21 protein-coding genes are annotated in these 17,646 nt (G+C 67.8%); 9 read left to right on the plus strand and 12 right to left on the minus strand.

Annotated elements, in window-relative coordinates:
• Nucleotides 1-5: 5 nt before the first annotated feature.
• Nucleotides 6-1,670 carry an SPOR domain-containing protein gene (locus tag AC3RCC_RS13555; protein ID WP_452115941.1) on the minus strand — a complete coding sequence of 555 codons (1,665 nt, stop codon included), beginning with the start codon at nt 1,668-1,670 and terminating at the stop codon, nt 6-8.
• Between the two features lie 327 nt (nt 1,671-1,997).
• Between AC3RCC_RS13555 and AC3RCC_RS13560 the strand changes: the two genes are divergently transcribed.
• The 7 genes from AC3RCC_RS13560 to rpiB all read left to right on the plus strand — a co-directional run bounded on the left by AC3RCC_RS13560 (nt 1,998) and on the right by rpiB (nt 7,694).
• Nucleotides 1,998-2,342 (plus strand): phasin family protein, encoded by a 345-nt coding sequence (locus AC3RCC_RS13560; RefSeq protein ID WP_291639296.1) that lies wholly within the window; start codon nt 1,998-2,000, stop codon nt 2,340-2,342.
• Between the two features lie 217 nt (nt 2,343-2,559).
• Nucleotides 2,560-2,976, plus strand: coding sequence for an ATP-dependent Clp protease adapter ClpS (gene clpS / locus AC3RCC_RS13565; RefSeq protein WP_291639370.1), 417 nt, complete (start codon nt 2,560-2,562; stop codon nt 2,974-2,976).
• Between the two features lie 46 nt (nt 2,977-3,022).
• On the plus strand, nt 3,023-5,539 hold the full coding sequence (clpA, locus tag AC3RCC_RS13570) for an ATP-dependent Clp protease ATP-binding subunit ClpA (protein WP_492258707.1): 2,517 nt from the start codon (nt 3,023-3,025) through the stop codon (nt 5,537-5,539).
• Nucleotides 5,540-5,606: 67 nt separating this feature from the next.
• Complete coding sequence (locus tag AC3RCC_RS13575) at nt 5,607-5,822, plus strand: hypothetical protein (protein ID WP_291639300.1); 216 nt, start codon at nt 5,607-5,609, stop codon at nt 5,820-5,822.
• 210 nt (nt 5,823-6,032) lie between these two features.
• Complete coding sequence (locus AC3RCC_RS13580; RefSeq protein ID WP_492258708.1) at nt 6,033-6,779, plus strand: AzlC family ABC transporter permease; 747 nt, start codon at nt 6,033-6,035, stop codon at nt 6,777-6,779.
• Nucleotides 6,776-7,132 carry an AzlD domain-containing protein gene (locus tag AC3RCC_RS13585; RefSeq protein WP_291639305.1) on the plus strand — a complete coding sequence of 119 codons (357 nt, stop codon included), beginning with the start codon at nt 6,776-6,778 and terminating at the stop codon, nt 7,130-7,132. Before AC3RCC_RS13580 ends, AC3RCC_RS13585 begins: the two co-directional genes overlap by 4 nt.
• Before the next feature lie 112 nt (nt 7,133-7,244).
• Nucleotides 7,245-7,694, plus strand: a complete 450-nt coding sequence (gene rpiB / locus AC3RCC_RS13590) for a ribose 5-phosphate isomerase B (protein ID WP_291639307.1) — start codon at nt 7,245-7,247, stop codon at nt 7,692-7,694.
• Between the two features lie 49 nt (nt 7,695-7,743).
• Here rpiB and AC3RCC_RS13595 read toward each other — a convergent pair whose 3' ends face one another.
• The 9 genes from AC3RCC_RS13595 to AC3RCC_RS13635 form a co-directional block, all read right to left on the minus strand.
• A complete protein-coding gene (locus AC3RCC_RS13595) occupies nt 7,744-8,634 on the minus strand; it encodes a sigma-70 family RNA polymerase sigma factor (protein ID WP_492258709.1) in 891 nt (296 codons plus the stop codon).
• Nucleotides 8,635-8,648: 14 nt separating this feature from the next.
• A complete protein-coding gene (locus AC3RCC_RS13600) occupies nt 8,649-9,107 on the minus strand; it encodes a carboxymuconolactone decarboxylase family protein (protein ID WP_452115946.1) in 459 nt (152 codons plus the stop codon).
• 71 nt (nt 9,108-9,178) lie between these two features.
• Nucleotides 9,179-9,646, minus strand: coding sequence for a carboxymuconolactone decarboxylase family protein (locus AC3RCC_RS13605; RefSeq protein WP_291639312.1), 468 nt, complete (start codon nt 9,644-9,646; stop codon nt 9,179-9,181).
• An 81-nt stretch (nt 9,647-9,727) separates the two neighbouring features.
• The gene (locus AC3RCC_RS13610) at nt 9,728-10,156 is read right to left on the minus strand and encodes an HIT family protein (protein ID WP_291639315.1); all 429 of its coding nucleotides are present in this window, start codon (nt 10,154-10,156) and stop codon (nt 9,728-9,730) included.
• Nucleotides 10,157-10,210: 54 nt separating this feature from the next.
• Nucleotides 10,211-10,966, minus strand: coding sequence for a 2'-5' RNA ligase family protein (locus AC3RCC_RS13615; RefSeq protein WP_492258710.1), 756 nt, complete (start codon nt 10,964-10,966; stop codon nt 10,211-10,213).
• Nucleotides 10,956-12,197, minus strand: a complete 1,242-nt coding sequence (locus AC3RCC_RS13620; RefSeq protein ID WP_492258711.1) for a GNAT family N-acetyltransferase — start codon at nt 12,195-12,197, stop codon at nt 10,956-10,958. Before AC3RCC_RS13620 ends, AC3RCC_RS13615 begins: the two co-directional genes overlap by 11 nt.
• Nucleotides 12,194-12,943 carry a glycerophosphodiester phosphodiesterase family protein gene (locus tag AC3RCC_RS13625; RefSeq protein ID WP_492258712.1) on the minus strand — a complete coding sequence of 250 codons (750 nt, stop codon included), beginning with the start codon at nt 12,941-12,943 and terminating at the stop codon, nt 12,194-12,196. Before AC3RCC_RS13625 ends, AC3RCC_RS13620 begins: the two co-directional genes overlap by 4 nt.
• Complete coding sequence (locus AC3RCC_RS13630) at nt 12,943-13,416, minus strand: RidA family protein (RefSeq protein WP_291639322.1); 474 nt, start codon at nt 13,414-13,416, stop codon at nt 12,943-12,945. Before AC3RCC_RS13630 ends, AC3RCC_RS13625 begins: the two co-directional genes overlap by 1 nt.
• A 107-nt stretch (nt 13,417-13,523) precedes the next feature.
• Entirely contained in the window at nt 13,524-14,336 is an 813-nt protein-coding gene (locus tag AC3RCC_RS13635) for an SDR family NAD(P)-dependent oxidoreductase (protein ID WP_492258713.1), read from the minus strand.
• Between the two features lie 120 nt (nt 14,337-14,456).
• Here AC3RCC_RS13635 and AC3RCC_RS13640 point away from each other — a divergent pair, with 120 nt between their 5' ends.
• Together AC3RCC_RS13640 and AC3RCC_RS13645 are read left to right on the plus strand one after the other, a co-directional pair.
• Nucleotides 14,457-15,038 (plus strand): TetR/AcrR family transcriptional regulator, encoded by a 582-nt coding sequence (locus AC3RCC_RS13640; RefSeq protein WP_492258714.1) that lies wholly within the window; start codon nt 14,457-14,459, stop codon nt 15,036-15,038.
• A 104-nt stretch (nt 15,039-15,142) separates the two neighbouring features.
• On the plus strand, nt 15,143-15,964 hold the full coding sequence (locus AC3RCC_RS13645; protein WP_291639328.1) for a cell envelope integrity EipB family protein: 822 nt from the start codon (nt 15,143-15,145) through the stop codon (nt 15,962-15,964).
• On the opposite strand, the gene AC3RCC_RS13650 is transcribed toward AC3RCC_RS13645, so the two are convergent.
• Complete coding sequence (locus AC3RCC_RS13650) at nt 15,921-17,288, minus strand: DNA polymerase IV (RefSeq protein WP_492258715.1); 1,368 nt, start codon at nt 17,286-17,288, stop codon at nt 15,921-15,923. The two genes, AC3RCC_RS13645 and AC3RCC_RS13650, sit on opposite strands and share 44 nt — an antisense overlap.
• Nucleotides 17,285-17,644 carry a DUF3572 domain-containing protein gene (locus AC3RCC_RS13655; RefSeq protein ID WP_291639332.1) on the minus strand — a complete coding sequence of 120 codons (360 nt, stop codon included), beginning with the start codon at nt 17,642-17,644 and terminating at the stop codon, nt 17,285-17,287. Before AC3RCC_RS13655 ends, AC3RCC_RS13650 begins: the two co-directional genes overlap by 4 nt.
• Nucleotides 17,645-17,646 lie beyond the last annotated feature (2 nt).

Genomic DNA, 17,646 nt, shown 5'->3' on the forward strand with positions numbered 1-17,646 from the left:
TCCGGTTAGCCGCGGGTCGCGAAGCAGGCGAAGCCGCCGCGCTTGAGCTGGGCGCAGGCCTTCTCGGCGTCCTTGGACTCCTCGAAGCCGGCGAAGCGAGCGCGATAGAGGGTGGTGCCGCGCGACTCGACCTTCTGGGTGAAGGGCGATGCGTCGGCGAGCGGGCCGGCAGCCTTGGCGCGGGCCCGGGCAAGGATGTCCCTGGCCTTCGATTCATCGTCGGTGGCGCCGAGCTGGATCACCCATTTCGAGGCCGGTGCGGCCTTTTCCACGGGGCGCGCGGCGGGCTTGGGCTCGCTCGCCTCGATCTTGCGCGGCTCGGGCTGGGCCAACGCGACCTGGGCGGCGGGCGCCGGCTCGGCGACCTTGGCGATCGAGGAGGTGGTGTCGACATTCGCCGGCGGGCGCAGGACCTTGCCATCGGCGGCGGGGGCGCCGATCGACCAGCGCATCGCGGACGGGGTCGTCGTGGCGCTGACCGGGCGCATGCCGGAGAGCTGCAGCGGCTGGCCGGCGCTGGCCGAGATCGCGCGCGGCGGCGCGATCGGGGTGGTGGTCGGCGTCGCGGCATAGGCGCGGGCGGCGGCGGGCAATTCGGGCTCGATGCGCGGGCGCGGCACCGGCATCGGGGCCGGCTCGGGCGCCTGGGCGACGACAGCCTGCGCGGCGGCAGCCTGGGCGATAGCCGCCGGCCGGGCCGGCGGTTCCGGCGCGACGGCGGGCGCCGCGATGCGGGCGCGTTCCGGTTGCGGCTCGGGCGCTTCGGCGACCATCGGGGCGCTGCGGCCGCCGCTGGTGGCGCGGGGCAGGGCGGCGACCACGAGATCGGCCATCACCTTGTCGCGGGCGGCGCCGGAGCGGCCGCCGAGCACCACGGAGACGACATGGCGGCCATCGGCCTTGGCCGAGGTCATCAGGTTGAAGCCCGAGGCCCGGGTATAGCCGGTCTTGATGCCGTCCACACCCTCGATGCGGCCGAGCAGCTTGTTGTGGTTGCGGTAGGCGCCGCCGGCATAGTTGAAGACGCGCGTTCCGAACATCGGATAGTAGCGCGGGAAGCGCTCCTGGATGGCGCGGGCGAGGATGGTCAGATCGCGCGCCGTCGTGATGTTCGGCGGATCATGCGGCAGGCCGTGGGCGTTGTAGAAGGTCGTGCGGCTCATGCCGAGCGAGCGGGCGCGGGCGGTCATCATCCGCGCGAACTCGTCCTCGGAGCCGCCGACATTCTCGGCGACGGTGGTCGCGACGTCGTTGGCGGATTTCGTGATCAGGGCGAGGATCGCGTCCCGGACGGCGATCGTCTCGCCCGGCTCGAAGCCGATCTTCGACGGCGCCTCGCGGGCGGCGTTGGCCGAGACCCTGAGCGGGGAGTCCATGCTCAGCCGGCCGCGCTCGAGCTGCTCGAACAGCAGATAGAGCGTCATCACCTTGGTGATCGAGGCGGGGATGCGCGCCGCATCCTCGTTGACCGCGTGCAGGGTGCGGCCGCTCTTGGCGTCGACGACCATCGCGGCATAGGGCGGGGCGTAGCCGCCGCTGACCTGGCGCCGCTTCTTGCGGGCCGCCTCAGCGGGGGAAGCCGTCGCGACCAGGGTCACGGCAGCGACACTCACCAGACCGATGAACGCGAACCAGCGTCCGCGCCCGGTACCAACGCAACCAGAAGCCATGAAACCCGCCTCAACTCGACACTACAGCCCCCGCAGCGCCTGAAACTCGACGTGGCGGGAAGGACACACTCAGAGAGGTTAGAGCGATGCGGTTACGGAGGTGTTAAGCCTGCCGGCCGGTTCTCGGTATGGCTGCGAACCATTCCTTCGACGGGCTGGGCAGCCTTGCATTTGATGCATTGCAATGTGTTCTTGACTTTTATGTTGCGTTGCACAATATGAAGACGGTCCCCGGTGATGAGCGTTTCATCCGACCTTGGGGCGAGGAACCTGGGCCGCAAGGCTCGCCAGCAAGAGGCGGCGTCCCCGAGGCGCTGTGGGAAAAACATGATCCAGCAGTTCGAGACCATCCAGAAGGCCTCCAAAGAGAACGTCGACGCCGCTCTGAAGTCGTTCGGCGCCACCTCGAAGGGCGTCCAGACGCTCGCCGTCGAGGCCACCGACTACGCCAAGAAGTCGTTCGAGGCCGGCACGGCCGCGATCGAGAAGCTCGCCGGCGTCAAGACGCTGGACAAGGCCATCGAGATCCAGAGCGACTACGTCAAGACCGCTTTCGAGGGCTATGTCGCCCAGGTCACCAAGATGGGCGAGCTCTTCTCGGCCATCGCCAAGGACGCCTACAAGCCGTTCGAGGGCATCGTCGCCAAGTCGGTTCCGACCCCGGCCAAGTGATCTGCACGGCATGAGCCGCAGGCCGGCATCGCGCCGGCCGCAGCAACGCGATCTTCGAAAGCCCGGCCAAAGGCCGGGCTTTTTGCGTGGCGGATACAGGTTGTGGGCGTTCGTGCGGAACGGGCTGGCGAAGCCGGCGCGACGCCTGTAAATTCTCGGGCGAAGCACTATCTTGGGGTCTAGCGCCGAAAGAGAACTCTTGAGCCAAGCAGCCATCATGCCGATCGAAACGGACCTTCCTGCCGGCGCCCGCCCGGTGGAGCGCCTCGGCCGGATCGAGCCCCGGCTGGCGAGCAAGCCGCGCCCGCCGGCGATCCCGGTGGATGGTGGCCGGGACGGCAGCGGCACCGGCGCCGCGGTCCTGACCCGGACGCGCACCCGCAAGCCCAATCTCTACCGCGTCCTCATCCTCAACGACGATTACACGCCGATGGAATTCGTCGTGCATGTGCTGGAACGCTTCTTCAACAAGGACCGGGCCGAGGCGACGCGGATCATGATGCATGTCCACCAGAACGGCGTCGGCGAATGCGGCGTCTTCACCTACGAGGTCGCCGAGACCAAGGTGACGCTGGTGATGGATCTCGCCCGCAAGCACATGCATCCGCTGCAATGCGTGATGGAGAAGAAGTGATCTTGAACGCCACCATTTCCCGAGAACTGGATCAGGAGCGCTGACCGTGCCGAGCTTCTCGCGCAGCCTCGAACAGGCGCTACACCGGGCCCTCGCGCTCGCCAATGAACGCCATCACGAATACGCCACGCTGGAGCACCTGTTGCTGGCCCTGGTCGACGACCAGGACGCCGCCGCGGTGATGCGGGCGTGCAGCGTCGATCTCGACACGCTGCGCCGCAATCTCGTCGATTATATCGACGCGGAGCTGACCAATCTCGTCACCGACGGGCGCGACGATTCCAAGCCGACGGCGGGCTTCCAGCGCGTGATCCAGCGCGCGGTGATCCATGTCCAGTCCTCGGGCCGCGAGGAGGTGACCGGCGCCAATGTGCTCGTCGCGATGTTCGCCGAGCGCGAGAGCCACGCCGCCTATTTCCTGCAGGAGCAGGACATGACCCGCTACGACGCGGTCAACTATATCAGCCACGGCATCGCCAAGCGCCCGGGCGCCGGCGAGACGCGCGCCGTGCGCGGCGCCGACGAGGAGCCGGAGCAGCAGCGTGAGCAGCGCTCCGATTCCGGCAATGACGGCGACAAGGACAAGAAGAAGAAGGAAAGCGCGCTTGAAGCCTATTGCGTCAATCTCAACCGCAAGGCGCGCGACGGGCGCATCGATCCGCTGATCGGCCGTGAGGCCGAGGTGCAGCGCACCATCCAGATCCTCTGCCGCCGGCAGAAGAACAATCCGCTGCTGGTCGGCGAGCCCGGCGTCGGCAAGACCGCGATCGCCGAGGGGCTGGCGCTGAAGATCATTCGCGGTGAGGTGCCCGAGGTGCTCGAGGACGCGACGGTGTTCTCGCTCGACATGGGCACGCTGCTCGCCGGCACGCGCTATCGCGGCGATTTCGAGGAACGCCTCAAGCAGGTGATGAAGGAGATCGAGCAGCACCCGAAGGCGATCATGTTCATCGACGAGATCCATACGGTGATCGGCGCCGGTGCGACCTCGGGCGGTGCGATGGACGCCTCGAACCTGCTGAAGCCGGCGCTGGCCTCGGGCTCGCTGCGCTGCATCGGCTCGACCACCTACAAGGAATACCGCCAGTATTTCGAGAAGGACCGGGCGCTGGTCCGGCGCTTCCAGAAGATCGACGTCAACGAGCCGTCGATCCCGGATACGATCGAGATCCTGAAGGGGCTGAAGCCCTATTTCGAGGAGTTCCACAAGCTGCGCTACACCAACGACGCCATCAAGGCGGCGGTGGAGCTCTCGGCGCGCTACATCCACGACCGCAAGCTGCCGGACAAGGCGATCGACGTGATCGACGAGACCGGCGCCTCGCAGATGCTGGTGACCGAGGCCAAGCGCAAGAAGACGATCGGCGTCAAGGAGATCGAGGCGGCGATCGCGACGATGGCGCGCATTCCGGCCAAGACCGTCTCCAAGGACGATGCCGAGGTGCTGCGCAATCTCGAGACCACGCTGAAGCGCACCGTCTACGGCCAGGAGAAGGCGATCGAGGCTTTGTCCTCCTCGATCAAGCTCGCCCGCGCCGGGCTGCGCGACGGCGAGAAGCCGATCGGCTGCTATCTCTTCGCCGGACCGACCGGCGTCGGCAAGACCGAGGTCGCGCGTCAGCTCGCCTCGTCGCTGGGCGTGGAACTCGTGCGCTTCGACATGTCGGAATACATGGAGCGCCACACCGTCTCGCGGCTGATCGGCGCGCCTCCCGGCTATGTCGGCTTCGATCAGGGCGGGCTGCTGACCGACCAGATCGACCAGCACCCGCATTGCGTGCTGCTGCTCGACGAGATCGAGAAGGCCCATCCCGACCTGTTCAACATCCTCCTGCAGGTGATGGACCACGGCAAGCTGACCGACAATAACGGCAAGCAGGTCGATTTCAGGAACGTCATCCTGATCATGACCACCAATGCCGGCGCCGCCGACATGGCCAAGAACGCCTATGGCTTCACCCGCACCAAGCGCGAGGGTGACGACCAGGAGGCGATCAACAAGCTGTTCGCACCGGAATTCCGCAACCGGCTCGACGCGACGATCTCCTTCGGCCATCTGCCGAAAACGGTGGTGGCGCGGGTCGTCGACAAGTTCGTGCTGCAGCTCGAGGCCCAGCTCGCCGACCGCAACGTCACGATCGAGCTCTCGGACGAGGCGCGCGACTGGCTGGTCGAGAACGGCTATGACGAGGCGATGGGCGCGCGCCCGATGGCGCGGCTGATCCAGCAGACGATCAAGACGCCGCTCGCCGACGAGGTGCTGTTCGGCAGGCTGAAGAATGGCGGCGCGGTCAAGGTCGTGGTCGTCCAGTCCGAGACCGGCATCAAGGTGCTCGGCCTCGAATTCCCCGACGGGCCGGCCAAGCCCAAGCCGGAGAAGGATGTCGCTGCCGCGGCCGAGAAAAGAACGCCGCGCAAGCCCCGCGCCAAGGGGGGCGCCAAGGCCAAGGCCGGCCCGGCCGGCAGTCTGAAGCGCGGCCCCAAGCCGGATGCGCCGGTCTCGCCGCCGAAAGCGGCGGGCAGCGTCCGCACCGTCCCGAAAGTCCCGTTGACGAAGGCCTGAGACCGTGTGGTTCCGACGCAAATCCGAGAGCGCATGGGCGCAGGATGGTGAAGCCACGGCTACGGCAGTGGCCGCCGCCGCGCCGAAGGAGAAGCTCGGCTGGTTCGAGAAGCGCGCCCGCCGCCGCCGGCGCCGCATCGTCTTCGAGGAAGTGCTGGGCTGGATCCTGGTCCCGGCATTCTTCTATCTGGGTTGGCTCGCCTATCAGGCCGTCGGCGGCGTGCCGAAGGAGATCGTCGACTTCGGGAACGAACTGCTCGGACTGGCGCTGAAGAGCTTCTGACCGCGCCGTCGCTTGCGCCCGGCGCAGGTCCGAAGCGCGGCAAGGCCTCTGCCCCGCCGTGGCGGGAATGCGCATTAAGCATTCCTCGCTGGCCGGCCCGGCCTGCGTATGTCCGGTTCTTCGAGCGTCCATGAGTCAGTCTCCTCCCGAGCCGCCGCTCTCGACGCGCGCGCCAGCGCCGATCCGGCCGGGCTCCGGCGCGGTGTCCGCATGAGTTCGGCTGGCCGCTGGCAGCGGTTTCGTCCGGCGCTGATCGGCTTCCGCGATGCGCTGATGCTGCCGGCCTGGGTCGTCGGCCTCGGCCTGGTCGGCGTCGGCTCGCTGGCGCGCGATGTCGGATACCCTGTCGAGGTGGCGGTGCTGTCGACCCTGCTGGTCTGGGCCGGGCCGTCGCAGGTGCTGTTCTTCGCCTCGATCGCGGCCGGCGCCGCCTGGAGTGCGATTGCGCTCGCGATCGGTTTTGCTTCCCTGCGCTTCCTGCCGATGACGATCGCGCTCCTGCCGCTGCTGCGCCGGCCGGGGCAGGGCGTCGGCATGCAGATCCTGCTCTCGCACTATGTCGCCGTCACGGCCTGGACCGAGGCACTGCGCCGCCTACCGGCACTGCCGCCGGAGCAGCGGCCGAGCTATTTCCTCGGCTTCGCCAATGCGCTGATTGTGGTCTCGGCGCTCTGCACCTATGCCGGCTACTATCTCGCCGGCGCTGTGCCGGTTCCCATCGCGGCCGGACTTCTCGCCCTGTCGCCGATCTTCTTCATGACATCGCTGACGGTCGGGGTGCGTGGCTTCGGCGACGGGCTCGCCATCTTTCTCGGCCTCGCGCTGTCGCCGGTCGCGAGCTGGGCGATCGGCGGCGGCTTCGATCTGCTCGCCGCCGGCCTCGTCGGCGGGACGATCGCCTTCGCGGTGCAGCGCTGGCGTCGTCGTGCGATGGCAGGCGCAAAGGCCGGGACATGACGGCGCCGATCGCTTTTCTCGACGGTCCCTGGTGGCCTTATCTGGCGCTGCTGCTCTTCGCGGTGATCCCGACCGAGATGTGGCGCTGGCTCGCGGTCGCCTTCGCGCGTCGCCTCGACGACGGCTCGCCCTGGCTGGAGTGGGTGCGGCTGGTCGCGACGGCGTTGCTCGCGGGCGTCGTCGCCAAGCTGATGCTGACACCCCCCGGCGTGCTGGCCGATGTGCCGCTGCTCGTCCGCCTTGCCGCGATCGCTGTCCCGGTCGCGATCGTGCGCCTGACCAATCGCCGGGTGATGCTGGCGGTGGTCGCGGCCGAGGCGGTGCTGATCGGCGGGGCCTGGTGGCTGATATAGTGCGGCATCGCCACTTGTCTCGGCGAGCGCGGATCGATGATCCGCCGCCCTGCAACACGACCGGTTTCAGCCATGAAGCCGCACCGCCCTCCGAAACCGGGACGCGTTCTCCATGTCAGCCAGCAATCGCATCGTGCTTTCCAGCGATCATGCCGCGATCCAGTTCCGGCAGGCCATCGCCGCTCATCTCGCGGCACTGGGCTGGGTGGTGGTCGACATCGGACCGTCGAGCCCGGAAAGCACGCCCTATCCCAGGCATGGCGAGGCGGCGGCGCGGCTCGTCGCCTCCGGCGAGTGCCGGTTCGGCATCATTCTGTGCGGCACCGGCCAGGGCATCATGATGGCGGCGAACAAGGTGAAGGGCATTCGTTGCGGCGTCTGCGCCGACACGTTTTCGGCCCGGATGATCCGACAGCACAACGACGCCAACATGCTCTCGATCGGTGCGCGCGTGGTCGGCGAGGGGCTCGCGCTCGATATCGTCGACGCCTTCCTCTCCGCCGAATTCGAGGGCGGCCGGCATGCGACGCGGGTCGCGATGATCGAGGCGCTTGAAGGCTAGCGCTTTCGTTGCGCTGGAGACGCTGATTCTGTCGCGTTTCCGGGCGAGCCTAGCCGTCCGACAGGTCGAGATGCCTGAGCTTGTCGGGATTGCGCACGATGTAGATCGCCTGGACGCGTCCGTCGCGGATATCGAGCGCGGTAGCCTGCAAGGTCTCGCCGCGTTCGAGGCTGAGATAGCCGGGCAGGCCGTTGATCAGCACCGGCTTGAACAGCGTGGTCGGCTTGTCGCGGTGGGCGAGCTTGGCGTTGATGCCGGCGAAGAAGCGCGAGACCCGGTCGATGCCGTAGAGCGGGTTGATCACCGCCAGAACCTTGCCGCCGCCATCGCTGTGGAAGGCGACATCCTGCGCCAGCAGGGCCTGGAGATCGCTCGGATCGGCCTTGTGGGCCGCCTTGAAGAAGGCGTCGACGAAGCGCTTCGCCTCGACCGGGTCGACCTTGTTGCGCGGCGGCATGTCGATGCGGACATGCTCGCGTGCCCGCTTGGCGAGCTGGCGACAGGCGCTCTCGCTGCGGTCGATGGTGCGGGCGATCTCGGCGAAATCCATCTCGAAGATGTCGTGCAGCAGGAAAGCGGCCCGCTCGAGCGGGGAGAGCCGCTCCAGCGCCAGCATCAGCGCTATCGGCGCATCGAGCCCGGCATCGGCCGGCGTCTCGCCGCCGAGCGCCTCGACCAGCGGCTCCGGCAGCCAGGAGCCGACATAGAACTCGCGGCGGCTGCGGGCCGATTTCATCTGGTCGAGGCAGAGCCGCGTCACGATGCGCGCCAGGAAGGCGCGCGGCTGCGCGATCTCTGCCCGCTCGCTCTCGCGCCAGCGCAGCCAGGCCTCCTGCACGATATCCTCGGCATCGCTGACCGAACCGAGCATGCGATAGGCGAGGCGGGTCAGGAAGCGGCGATGGCTGTCGAACGGGTCGGTGGCAGGCGCTGAGGTCATCGCGGGTTCCGTCCTCAGGCCACGACCGCCCGGTCGTTCGGATGGGCCGAGCGGAAGCCGATGGCGATGCGGTTCCAGCTGTTGATCGTGGCGATCAGCATGGTGAGCTTCACCGTTTCCTCCGGGCTGAAATGGCGCTGCACCTCTTCATAGACCTCGTCCGGCGCGTGGGTCTGCGAGACCAGCGTCAGCGCGTCGGTCCAGGCGAGGGCGGCGCGCTCGCGCGGGCTATAGAGCGCCGACTCGTGCCAGGCGTCGAGCAGGAAGAGTCGCGCCGGGCTCTCGCCCTCTTTCATCGCGTCGGCGGAGTGCATGTGCAGGCAATAGGCGCAGCCATTGATCTGCGAGGCCCGCATCTTCACCAGATGGATCAGGCTGTGTTCGAGCCCGCTCTCCTTGAGCGTCGCTTCGAGCGCGATCAGCGGCTTCATGGTGTCGGGCGCGGCGACATAGGGGTTCAGGCGCTTGGTCATGGCGGGATCTCCGCAGGAGGGAAAAGCCCGGCCGGTGCGAAGTCGCGCCCGGCCGGCTGTACGAGTGCCGCTCAAGCCCCGGCTGTCTCGCGGCGACGATCCTGCGGATGGCGGGTGCGGAAGCCGGCATTGATCCGGTTCCAGACATTGATCATGCCGATGGCGACCGAGAGATCGACGATCTCCTTCTCGCTGAAATGCTCGCGCAGTTCGGCGAAGGCCTCGTCGCTCGGGCTGCGCTCGGTGAGCCTTGTCAGCTCCTCGGTCCAGCGCAGGGCGGCGCGCTCGCGCGGTGTGTAGAGCTCGGATTCTTCCCAGGCGCTGAGCAGGGTGATGCGGGCCTCGCTCTCACCGGCCTTGCGAGCATCGGCCATGTGCATGTGCAGGCAATAGGCGCAGCGGTTGAGCTGCGAGGCGCGGATCTTCACCAGCTCCTGGAGGCTATGTTCCAGCGGCGACTGGTTCACATAGTCCTGCAGGCCGCGCATGGCCGCGTAGGCGTCGGGGGCGGCCTGGAAGGCGTTGAGGCGTTGGGTCATCCTGGTCTCCATCATTGGCTGATGCAGACCAGGACGAGGCAGGGTGCGGGCGCGTGACATGCGCCGCGAAATTTTTTCGGGTCAGGCGTCCTTGAGCGCGGCGCGGAGCTTCTCGGCGGCCTCGGTCAGCTCCTCGGGCTTGGCCATCACGCTCGCCGGCGGCTTCATCGCGATACCGTCATGGCGCGGGATGACGTGGACATGAAGATGGAAGACGACCTGGCCGCCGGCGCTCTCGTTGAACTGCTGCACCGTGATCCCGTCCGCCGCGAAAGCCTTCATCCCGGCCCGGGCGATGCGCTGCGAAACCTGGGCGACATGGGCGAGATCGGCCGGCGCGACATCGAGCAGGTTGCGGGCCGGGTTCTTCGGGATGATCAGGGTGTGGCCGGGCGCGCGCGGCATGATGTCGAGGAAGGCCAGCGCCTTGTCGTCCTCATAGACGCGGTGGGCCGGCAGTTCGCCGCGCAGGATCCTGGCGAAGATGTTGTTCTGGTCGTAGGCGGTCATGGCGGTGTTCCTGTCTTGGGCTGGCGGAAGCTGGAGGCCGCTGCGGGAGAAAGGTCAAGCCGGGGATGCGTCGCCGAGCGGCAGCGTCTCGGTGATCCGGCTGTCGAGCACGAGATCGTCGCTGGCGCCCATCAGCCAGAGCGCATCGACACGCAGGCGCAGCAGGGGCTTCTCCCACCAGCGCGCCAGCAGCGCGGCGAGGGCTCGCGTCTCCTGCGGGTCGAGATCGTCGATCAGGTTGTAGTAGCCGAGGAGATAGAGGTCGCCGGCCGGGCGACCGAAGACCTGCTGGATCTGCTGGAACGGGTTGAGGCCCGGCGCCTGCTGCGGATAGGCGCGCAGATAGAGCCGCCCACGATTGACGTTGCCGGAGAACAGGCCGCGCAATTCGACCTCGAAGGGCGCGATGGCGGCAAGCTGGGCGCGGATCTCCGGAGCGATCACGGGACGCTCGCCGCGGCCGAGCGAACCGACGATGGTGGCGTGCAGGCGTGCGGCGCGCTTCGGCAGCAGATCCCAGGCGATCTTGCCGGCGAAGGGGGCGGCGCGCAGCTCGGCCTCGAGCTCGCGCCAGGCCGGCGAAGCGCCCGGTGCGTCTTCCGGAACCGGCATCACCAGCGAGAAGATCTCGGCATGGCGGCCCATTTCGTAGCCGCGACCGTCGAGCCGTGGGATCGCCCGTGGATGCTCGGGCGCCAGCAAAGGCAGATGGGCGAGGCGGTAGCTCTCGTCGAGCGCCAGCGGTGCGGAGAAATCGGTCAGGCTGCGGCGATAGCCCAGCGTATCGTCGCTGCAGAACTCAGTCGGCAAGGTCGGCTCCGGATCTGAAGGGCAGTTCGGCTTCGAGCGCCAGCTTCGCGGCGGCGATCTCGCGGCGCTCGCCGGGCAGATAGGCGGCGACGGCACGCGCCAGGCCGGGATCGGCGAGGAAATGGGCGGAGCGTGTGATCACCGGCCGGTAGCCGCGCGCCAGCTTGTGCTCGCCCTGGGCGCCGGCCTCGACACGCACGAGCTTGTGCGCGATCGCATAGTCGATGGCCTGGTGGTAGCAGAGCTCGAAATGCAGGAAGGGGTGATCCTCGATGCAACCCCAGTTGCGGCCATAGAGCGTGTTGCCGCCGCGGAAATTGATGGCGCCGGCGATGTAGCGCCCGGCCCGGCGCGCCAGCATCAGCACGACGCGCTCGCCCATGCTCTGGCCGATCTCGGAGAAAAAGCGGCGGTTGAGATAGGGCCGGCCCCATTTGCGCGAGCCGGTATCCTCGTAGAAGGCGTGGAAATCGTCCCAGACGCTTTCGGTCAGGTCGGAGCCCGAGAATACCGAAACCTCGATGCCGGCGGAGAGCGCCTCGCGCCGCTCGCGCTTCAGCGCCTTGCGCTTGCGCGATGCCAGCGTCGCGAGGAAATCGTCATAGCTGGCGAAGCCCTCGTTCCGCCAATGGAACTGGATGTCGTGGCGTTCGAGATAGCCGGCCTCCAGCAGCGCCGCCATGTCCCTTTCCTGCGCGAAGGTGACGTGCACGGAGGAGCCGCGGACCTGCTCCCTCACGGCTTCCAGGCCGGCGATCAGCGCCTCGCGCGCCTCGTTCTCGCGCGGCCCCTCTGCGACGAGCAGGCGCGGGCCGTTGGCGGGCGTGAAGGGGGCGGCGACCTGGACCTTCGGATAGTAGCGGCCGCCGGCGCGCATATAGGCTTCGGCCCAGCTATGGTCGAAGACGTATTCGCCCTGGCTGTGGCCCTTCACGAAGGAGGGCGCGGCGGCGATCAGTCGGCCCGCCCCGTCTTCGACCAGCAGATAGGCCGGTGACCAGCCGGTGCGCCCGCCAACGCAGCCGCTCTCTTCCAAGGCACGCAGAAAAGCGTAGGAAATGAATGGGTTGTCAGGGTCTTGCTGAGAAAATGAATCCGCTGCCTGAGAGGTTGATTTAAGCCTCGCGGCGGCGCCGGGATTGGCGCAGGCGTCCCAGTCGGCGGCCGGGACGCCTTTCAGCGAGGTCGTGACGCGGACGGTGAGGCCCCCGTGCGGACCGGTTTCGCTCAAGGGCGGAAGCCCTCGAAGACCATCTGGTCGGCATGCTCGGCGGCGCGGAGCCGATCTTCCGGCGTGCGCACGGTCCAGCTCATCAGCGGCAGGCCGAGCGCCTTGCGGCAGAGGAAGGGTGCGGCGGTCGGCAGGTCCGCGACCTTCCAGGAGACGAAGTCAGGCTGGCTTTCCCCGAAATGCAGGAGATTGGCGAGGGCGTGCTTCTGGGCCGGCGTGAGATGGACATAGTCGCCATATTCATAGGCGTTCATCGCGACGATACCGCGGGCGAAATCCGGTGCCAGCTCGCGCAATGCCGCGACGATCACTGGATCGAAGGATTTCAGCACGATCGGCCGGTCCTTGTGCCCGGCGACGATCTCGGCGGTGCGCTTCGCCAGGCGCAGATCGCCGTCGAAGCGGCTCTTGATCTCGATCACCAGCGGCGTCCTGCCGCCGATCGCATCGAGGAAGCCGGTGAGCGTCGGGATCCTGTCGCCGGAGCCCTTAAGTCCGATGCCGGAAAGCTCGGCCGCCTTGCGGGCATCGACACGCCCGGTCACGCCGGTCAACCGGTCCAGAGTGAAGTCGTGGAAGACCAGCGCCTCCTCGTCGGCGCTGAGCTGGACATCGCATTCGATGGCGAAGCCGCCCGCGATGGCGGCCTGCGCCGCCGACAGGGAGTTCTCGATCACGCCGCTCGCGAGATCGTGCAGTCCGCGATGGGCGATCGGACGGGCGGTCAGCCAGGGCTCTGCGCGCATCAGGCGATCTCGAACATCGCTTCGACCTCGACGGCGGCATCGGCCGGCAGGTTGGCGACGCCGACGGTGGAGCGGGCATGGCGACCGGCATCGCCGAGCACCTCGACCATCAGGTCGGAGGCGCCGTTCATGATCGCGGGCAGGGCGGAGAAATGCGGGGTGGCGTTGATGAAGCCGCCGAGGCGGACGCAGCGCCTGATCTTTCCGAGATCGCCGCCGAGCGCCGCCTTGGCCTGGGCCAGGACGTTGATGGCGCAGAGCCTGGCCGCCTCGAGTCCGGCCTCGTTGAAGATCTCGGCGCCGAGCTTGCCCTTGTGCGCGTCGGAGAGCTTGCCGTCGAGCCCGAAGCAGAGCTGGCCGGAGATCACCAGCAGATTGCCGGTGATGACATAGGGCACATAATTGGCGACCGGCGCGGCCGGCGCCGGCAGGGTGATGCCTAGGGCGGCGAGCTTGGTGTCGATGGCGTTCATGATGAGAGGCTCCCGGCCTGCGCTGGACAGGAGCCTTTCATCGCCGATGGCAGGCAAGGCCGCAAGCGCGGCGCAGCTTGGCCGATGCGTCTGCCGAGCAGGCCGGCTCAGGCGGCGTCGGGACGCCGCGCCAGATAGCGTTCGGCCGGCGCGCTGCGCGACAGGTTGGGGCCGAGCGCCAGCCGCGCCGCGGTGTAGCGCTCGAAATCCGAGGCGTCGGGCAGCGAGGGAATGGTGACGGGCTCGCCCTGATCGAGGCCGGCCAGCGCCGCATCGACCATGGCGTCGACCTCCATCACCATCTCCTGCGGGAAACCGTCGACATCGACGCCGGCGCGGGCCCAGATCTCGGTGCGTGTCGCGCCGGGCAGCACCGCCTGAACCCGGATGCCGGCGGGCTCGAGTTCCTTCTGCAAGGAGAGGCTGAGATTCAGCATATAGGCCTTGGTGCCGCTGTAGCTGCCATTGAACAGTTCCGGCGCGAGCGCCAGCACCGAGGCGATGTTGATGATGGTGCCGTGCTCGCGGGTCACGAAGTTGCGAGCCGCTGCAGCGGCGAGGCGGGTCGGCGCGATGACGTTGAGAGCGATCATGGTCTGGAAGCGGTCGATATCGCCTTCGGCGAGCGTACCGGAGACCGACATGCCGGCATTGTTGACGAGCATCGTCAGGCTTCCGTCCGTGCGCAGGCGCTGTTCGACCAAAGCGAGATCGGCCTTCGCCGTGAGGTCGGCCCCGAGCCATTCGATCTTTCTGCCGGTTTCACGCTTGAGGCGCTCGGCGAGAGCTTCGAGGCGTGCCGCGTCGCGGGCGACGAGGACGAGGTCATGGCCACGACGGGCCAGGCGGTCGGCGTAGACGGCGCCGATTCCGGTCGAGGCGCCTGTGATGAGAGCGGTGCCGAGTTGCTGCGTAGCCATGTCCAACTCCATTTCGGGTTTCAGGCCTTTTTCATGATAGCCATCATGATTGAATTTAGATGATAATCATCATATAAATAGTCAAGCGGCCGATATGCCGATTTTCCGGGGAGCAGACCGATGCGTGTGAGCCGCGAGCAGATGGCGGAGAACCGCGAGCGCATTCTCGAGACCGCCGCGACCCTGTTTCGGGAGCGCGGCTTCGACGGGGTCGGCGTCGCCGATGCTATGAAGGCGGTCGGCCTGACCCATGGCGGCTTCTATGGGCACTTTTCGTCAAAGGACGATCTTGCTGCCCAGGCGCTCGGGCGCGCCTTCGGCAATGCCAATCAATGGCTGGAGGAAGCCAAGGCCGCCGAGCCGCAAGCGCCGTTGCAGGGCATCGCCGATCGCTATCTCTCGCCGCTGCACCGCGACGATCCCGGCCATGGTTGTCCCGTGGCTGCGCTGGGCTCCGATATCGCGCGCCAGGGGCAGGCGTCGCGTCAGGCTGCGACGGAGGGGGTGCGCGCGGCGATCGCGAGCCTGTCATCCGTTATGCCGGGGGAGAGCGAGGAAGAGCGGCGGTCTGCCGCTCTGGCGAGCTACGCCACGCTGATCGGCGCGCTTGTGCTCTCCCGCATGGTCGAGGACGAGGCGCTCTCGGCGGAGATCCTTGCGGCGGCCAGGGCTGCGCTGGCGGCGGGACCCGCCGAAGGCTAGCGGTGCACGGCGCGCCCCGCCTTGTTTGCGCCATTGCCGCAATGCACCTAGATTCAAAGAGGCCGGGGTTCGACCCGGCCAAGAGTGCGAATCGAGGATCGGGCATGAAGACGTATCGCGGCGGGATCGCAGGCCTGGCGGTGATGGCGGCCACGGGAGCCTGGGCGCAGGCTCCGGCCGAGCGTGTCGTGCTGGTGCCACATCGCGCGATCTACGATCTTACCCTCGACAGCACCAAGCCCTCCCGCGACATCACCACGGCGCGTGGCCGCATCGCCTTCGACTTCTCCGGGGATGCCTGCGACGGCTATGCGCTTTCCTTCCGCCAGGTCACCGAGCTGACCAGCGAGATCGGTCCGCGCATCATCGATGCCCGCACCACGAGCTTCGAGGAAGGCGACGCCAAGAGCTACCGCTTCAAGACCGAGAGCTCGACAGCCGGCGCGCCGCCCGACGTGGTCGACGGCACCGCGAAGAAGGGCGATGCCGGCTATGAGGTGAGCCTGCGCGCGCCCAAGGCCGAGACGCACCGCGAAGCCGCGATGGCGATGTTCCCGAACGAGCAGATGAAGGCGGTGATCAAGGCGGCGCGGGCGGGCCAGACTACTTTCAACGTCCGCCTCTATGACGGCGCCAACAGCGGCAAGGACGTCTACGACACGCTGTCGGTGATCGGCCGCAAGATCGAGGCCAAGCCGGGGGAAGCGCCGCTGCAGCGCCCGGAATTCGAGAAGCTGGCGCGCTGGCCGGTGACGATCTCCTATTTCAAGGTCGGCTCGGGCGAGACCACGCCGGCCTATACCGTCGCCTTCGAGCTCTACGAGAACGGCGTCACCGGTGCGATCCGGCTGGACTATGGGTCCTTCGCGCTGCGCGGCACGCTCACGCGTCTGGATCTTCTGCCGGGGAGCGACTGCTCGAAATAGTCTGGCCGGAAGCAGGGCTGCGCCGGTCGCGCAGCGACAGGCCCTTGCCGATCGCGGTATCGCCGAAGCGGGCGCGGACCGCATCGAGTGCGCTCTCGACGGCTTTCAGGCGCGGCGTCTGCGTGTCGGCGAGGTCGCCGCGGTCGGCATCGGCTGGATCGGAGAAGTCGCTCGCACCGATGCCGATCAGCCGGTAGCGCGGGCCGGTGCATTCACGCTTCAGGAGGTCGCGGCCGGCCGCGAACAGGCGGGCGGCGAGCTGCGTCGGCTCGGGCAGCCGCGAGGCGCGGGTGACGATGTGGAAATCCTGGGTCTTCAGCTTGAGCGTGATCGTGCGCCCGGCGAGTCCCTGCGCCTTCAACCGCTTCGAGGTCTTCTCGCAGAGCCGCCAGAGGATCGGCTCTAGCTCCTCGAAGCTGGCGAGGTCGACATCGAGCGTCGTCTCGGTCGAGACCGTCTTGGCCTCGTGCTCGACCGTGACCTGGCGCGGATCGATGCCACGGGCGAGATTGCGCAGGCGCGGCCCGTCCTTGCCGATGGTGCGGTAGAGGGTTTCGACCTCGGCGGCGGCGAGGTCGCCGATACGACGGAAGCCGGCCTGCGCCAGCCGCGCCACGCCGGCCTGGCCGATGCCGGGAATCATCCCGACCGGTTTCGGAGCCAGGAAAGCCACAGCTTCCGCCCGGCCGATGATCGAGAAGCCGCGCGGCTTGTCGAGGTCGGAGGCGACCTTGGCGAGGAATTTGGCGTAGGACAGGCCGACCGAGACGGTGATGCCGATCTCGCCCTCGACACGGCGCTGGAAGCGGGCGAGCACCAGTGCCGGGCTGGCGTGGTGCAGGCGCTCGGTGCCGCCGAGATCGAGAAAGGCCTCGTCGATCGAGAGCGGTTCGACCAGCGGGGTCAGCTCCTGCATCAGCCGGCGTACCTGCCGGCCGACGCCGACATATTTCGCCATGTCCGGCTTGATGACCACGGCTTCCGGGCAGGCCTGCAGGGCCTTGAACATCGGCATGGCGGAGCGCACGCCGGACATGCGGGCGATGTAGCAGCAGGTCGAGACGACGCCACGCTTGCCGCCGCCGACGATCACCGGCTTGTCGAGCAGGGACGGATCGTCGCGCTTTTCGATCGCGGCATAGAAGGCGTCGCAATCGATATGGGCGAGATGGAGCTCGTCCCGCTCGGGATGCCGCAGCAGCCGGGGCGAGCCGCAGACCGCGCAACGCCGCAGCGGTGCAGCGGGCGCCGCCTCGCCATGGTCGCGCAGGCAATCACGGCAGAGTACGCGCGCCGCCCCGGTCGCGGCGGGCGCGCTGCTCACGGCTCGAAGACTTCGGGCGGGCCGGCGAGAATCTCGCGAGCCTGGCCGACAATGTCCGGATTCAGGCCTAAATTGGCGGCAAACTCGAGCAGCAGCGATTCGCTGGCACAGAGATGGTCGATGACGCCGAGAAGGAATCCGGGTTCTTGCGCTGCAGAGCGCAGGGTCGCCGGGCCGAGGCCGGTGGCTGCGAGAAAAGGCTCCAGGCGCTCCGGTTCGCCGGCCAGGAAGGTGAGGGCGCGCAATGCGAGCGTCTCGGCTTCCGGCAATGTGATGGGGCGGGGCATGATGTTTTGCTCGGTGTGTCTGCGATTGGGTTTGCGTTTCGTCAACGGCTCGCGTGCTAGCTTCATCATCG

The sequence above is a fragment of the Allobosea sp. GW823-FHT01F03 genome (assembly GCF_058798075.1).

Coding starts and splice junctions, on each gene's coding strand:
- AC3RCC_RS13645 (WP_291639328.1), top strand. CDS start 15,143: ATGAAGACGTATCGCGGCGGGATCGCAGGCCTGGCGGTGATGGCGGCC.
- AC3RCC_RS13625 (WP_492258712.1), bottom strand. CDS start 12,943: ATGCGCGCAGAGCCCTGGCTGACCGCCCGTCCGATCGCCCATCGCGGA.
- AC3RCC_RS13655 (WP_291639332.1), bottom strand. CDS start 17,644: ATGATGAAGCTAGCACGCGAGCCGTTGACGAAACGCAAACCCAATCGC.
- AC3RCC_RS13640 (WP_492258714.1), top strand. CDS start 14,457: ATGCGTGTGAGCCGCGAGCAGATGGCGGAGAACCGCGAGCGCATTCTC.
- AC3RCC_RS13560 (WP_291639296.1), top strand. CDS start 1,998: ATGATCCAGCAGTTCGAGACCATCCAGAAGGCCTCCAAAGAGAACGTC.
- AC3RCC_RS13595 (WP_492258709.1), bottom strand. CDS start 8,634: ATGACCTCAGCGCCTGCCACCGACCCGTTCGACAGCCATCGCCGCTTC.
- AC3RCC_RS13555 (WP_452115941.1), bottom strand. CDS start 1,670: ATGGCTTCTGGTTGCGTTGGTACCGGGCGCGGACGCTGGTTCGCGTTC.
- AC3RCC_RS13630 (WP_291639322.1), bottom strand. CDS start 13,416: ATGAACGCCATCGACACCAAGCTCGCCGCCCTAGGCATCACCCTGCCG.
- AC3RCC_RS13635 (WP_492258713.1), bottom strand. CDS start 14,336: ATGGCTACGCAGCAACTCGGCACCGCTCTCATCACAGGCGCCTCGACC.
- AC3RCC_RS13585 (WP_291639305.1), top strand. CDS start 6,776: ATGACGGCGCCGATCGCTTTTCTCGACGGTCCCTGGTGGCCTTATCTG.
- AC3RCC_RS13580 (WP_492258708.1), top strand. CDS start 6,033: ATGAGTTCGGCTGGCCGCTGGCAGCGGTTTCGTCCGGCGCTGATCGGC.
- rpiB (WP_291639307.1), top strand. CDS start 7,245: ATGTCAGCCAGCAATCGCATCGTGCTTTCCAGCGATCATGCCGCGATC.
- AC3RCC_RS13600 (WP_452115946.1), bottom strand. CDS start 9,107: ATGACCAAGCGCCTGAACCCCTATGTCGCCGCGCCCGACACCATGAAG.
- AC3RCC_RS13605 (WP_291639312.1), bottom strand. CDS start 9,646: ATGACCCAACGCCTCAACGCCTTCCAGGCCGCCCCCGACGCCTACGCG.
- AC3RCC_RS13610 (WP_291639315.1), bottom strand. CDS start 10,156: ATGACCGCCTACGACCAGAACAACATCTTCGCCAGGATCCTGCGCGGC.
- clpS (WP_291639370.1), top strand. CDS start 2,560: ATGCCGATCGAAACGGACCTTCCTGCCGGCGCCCGCCCGGTGGAGCGC.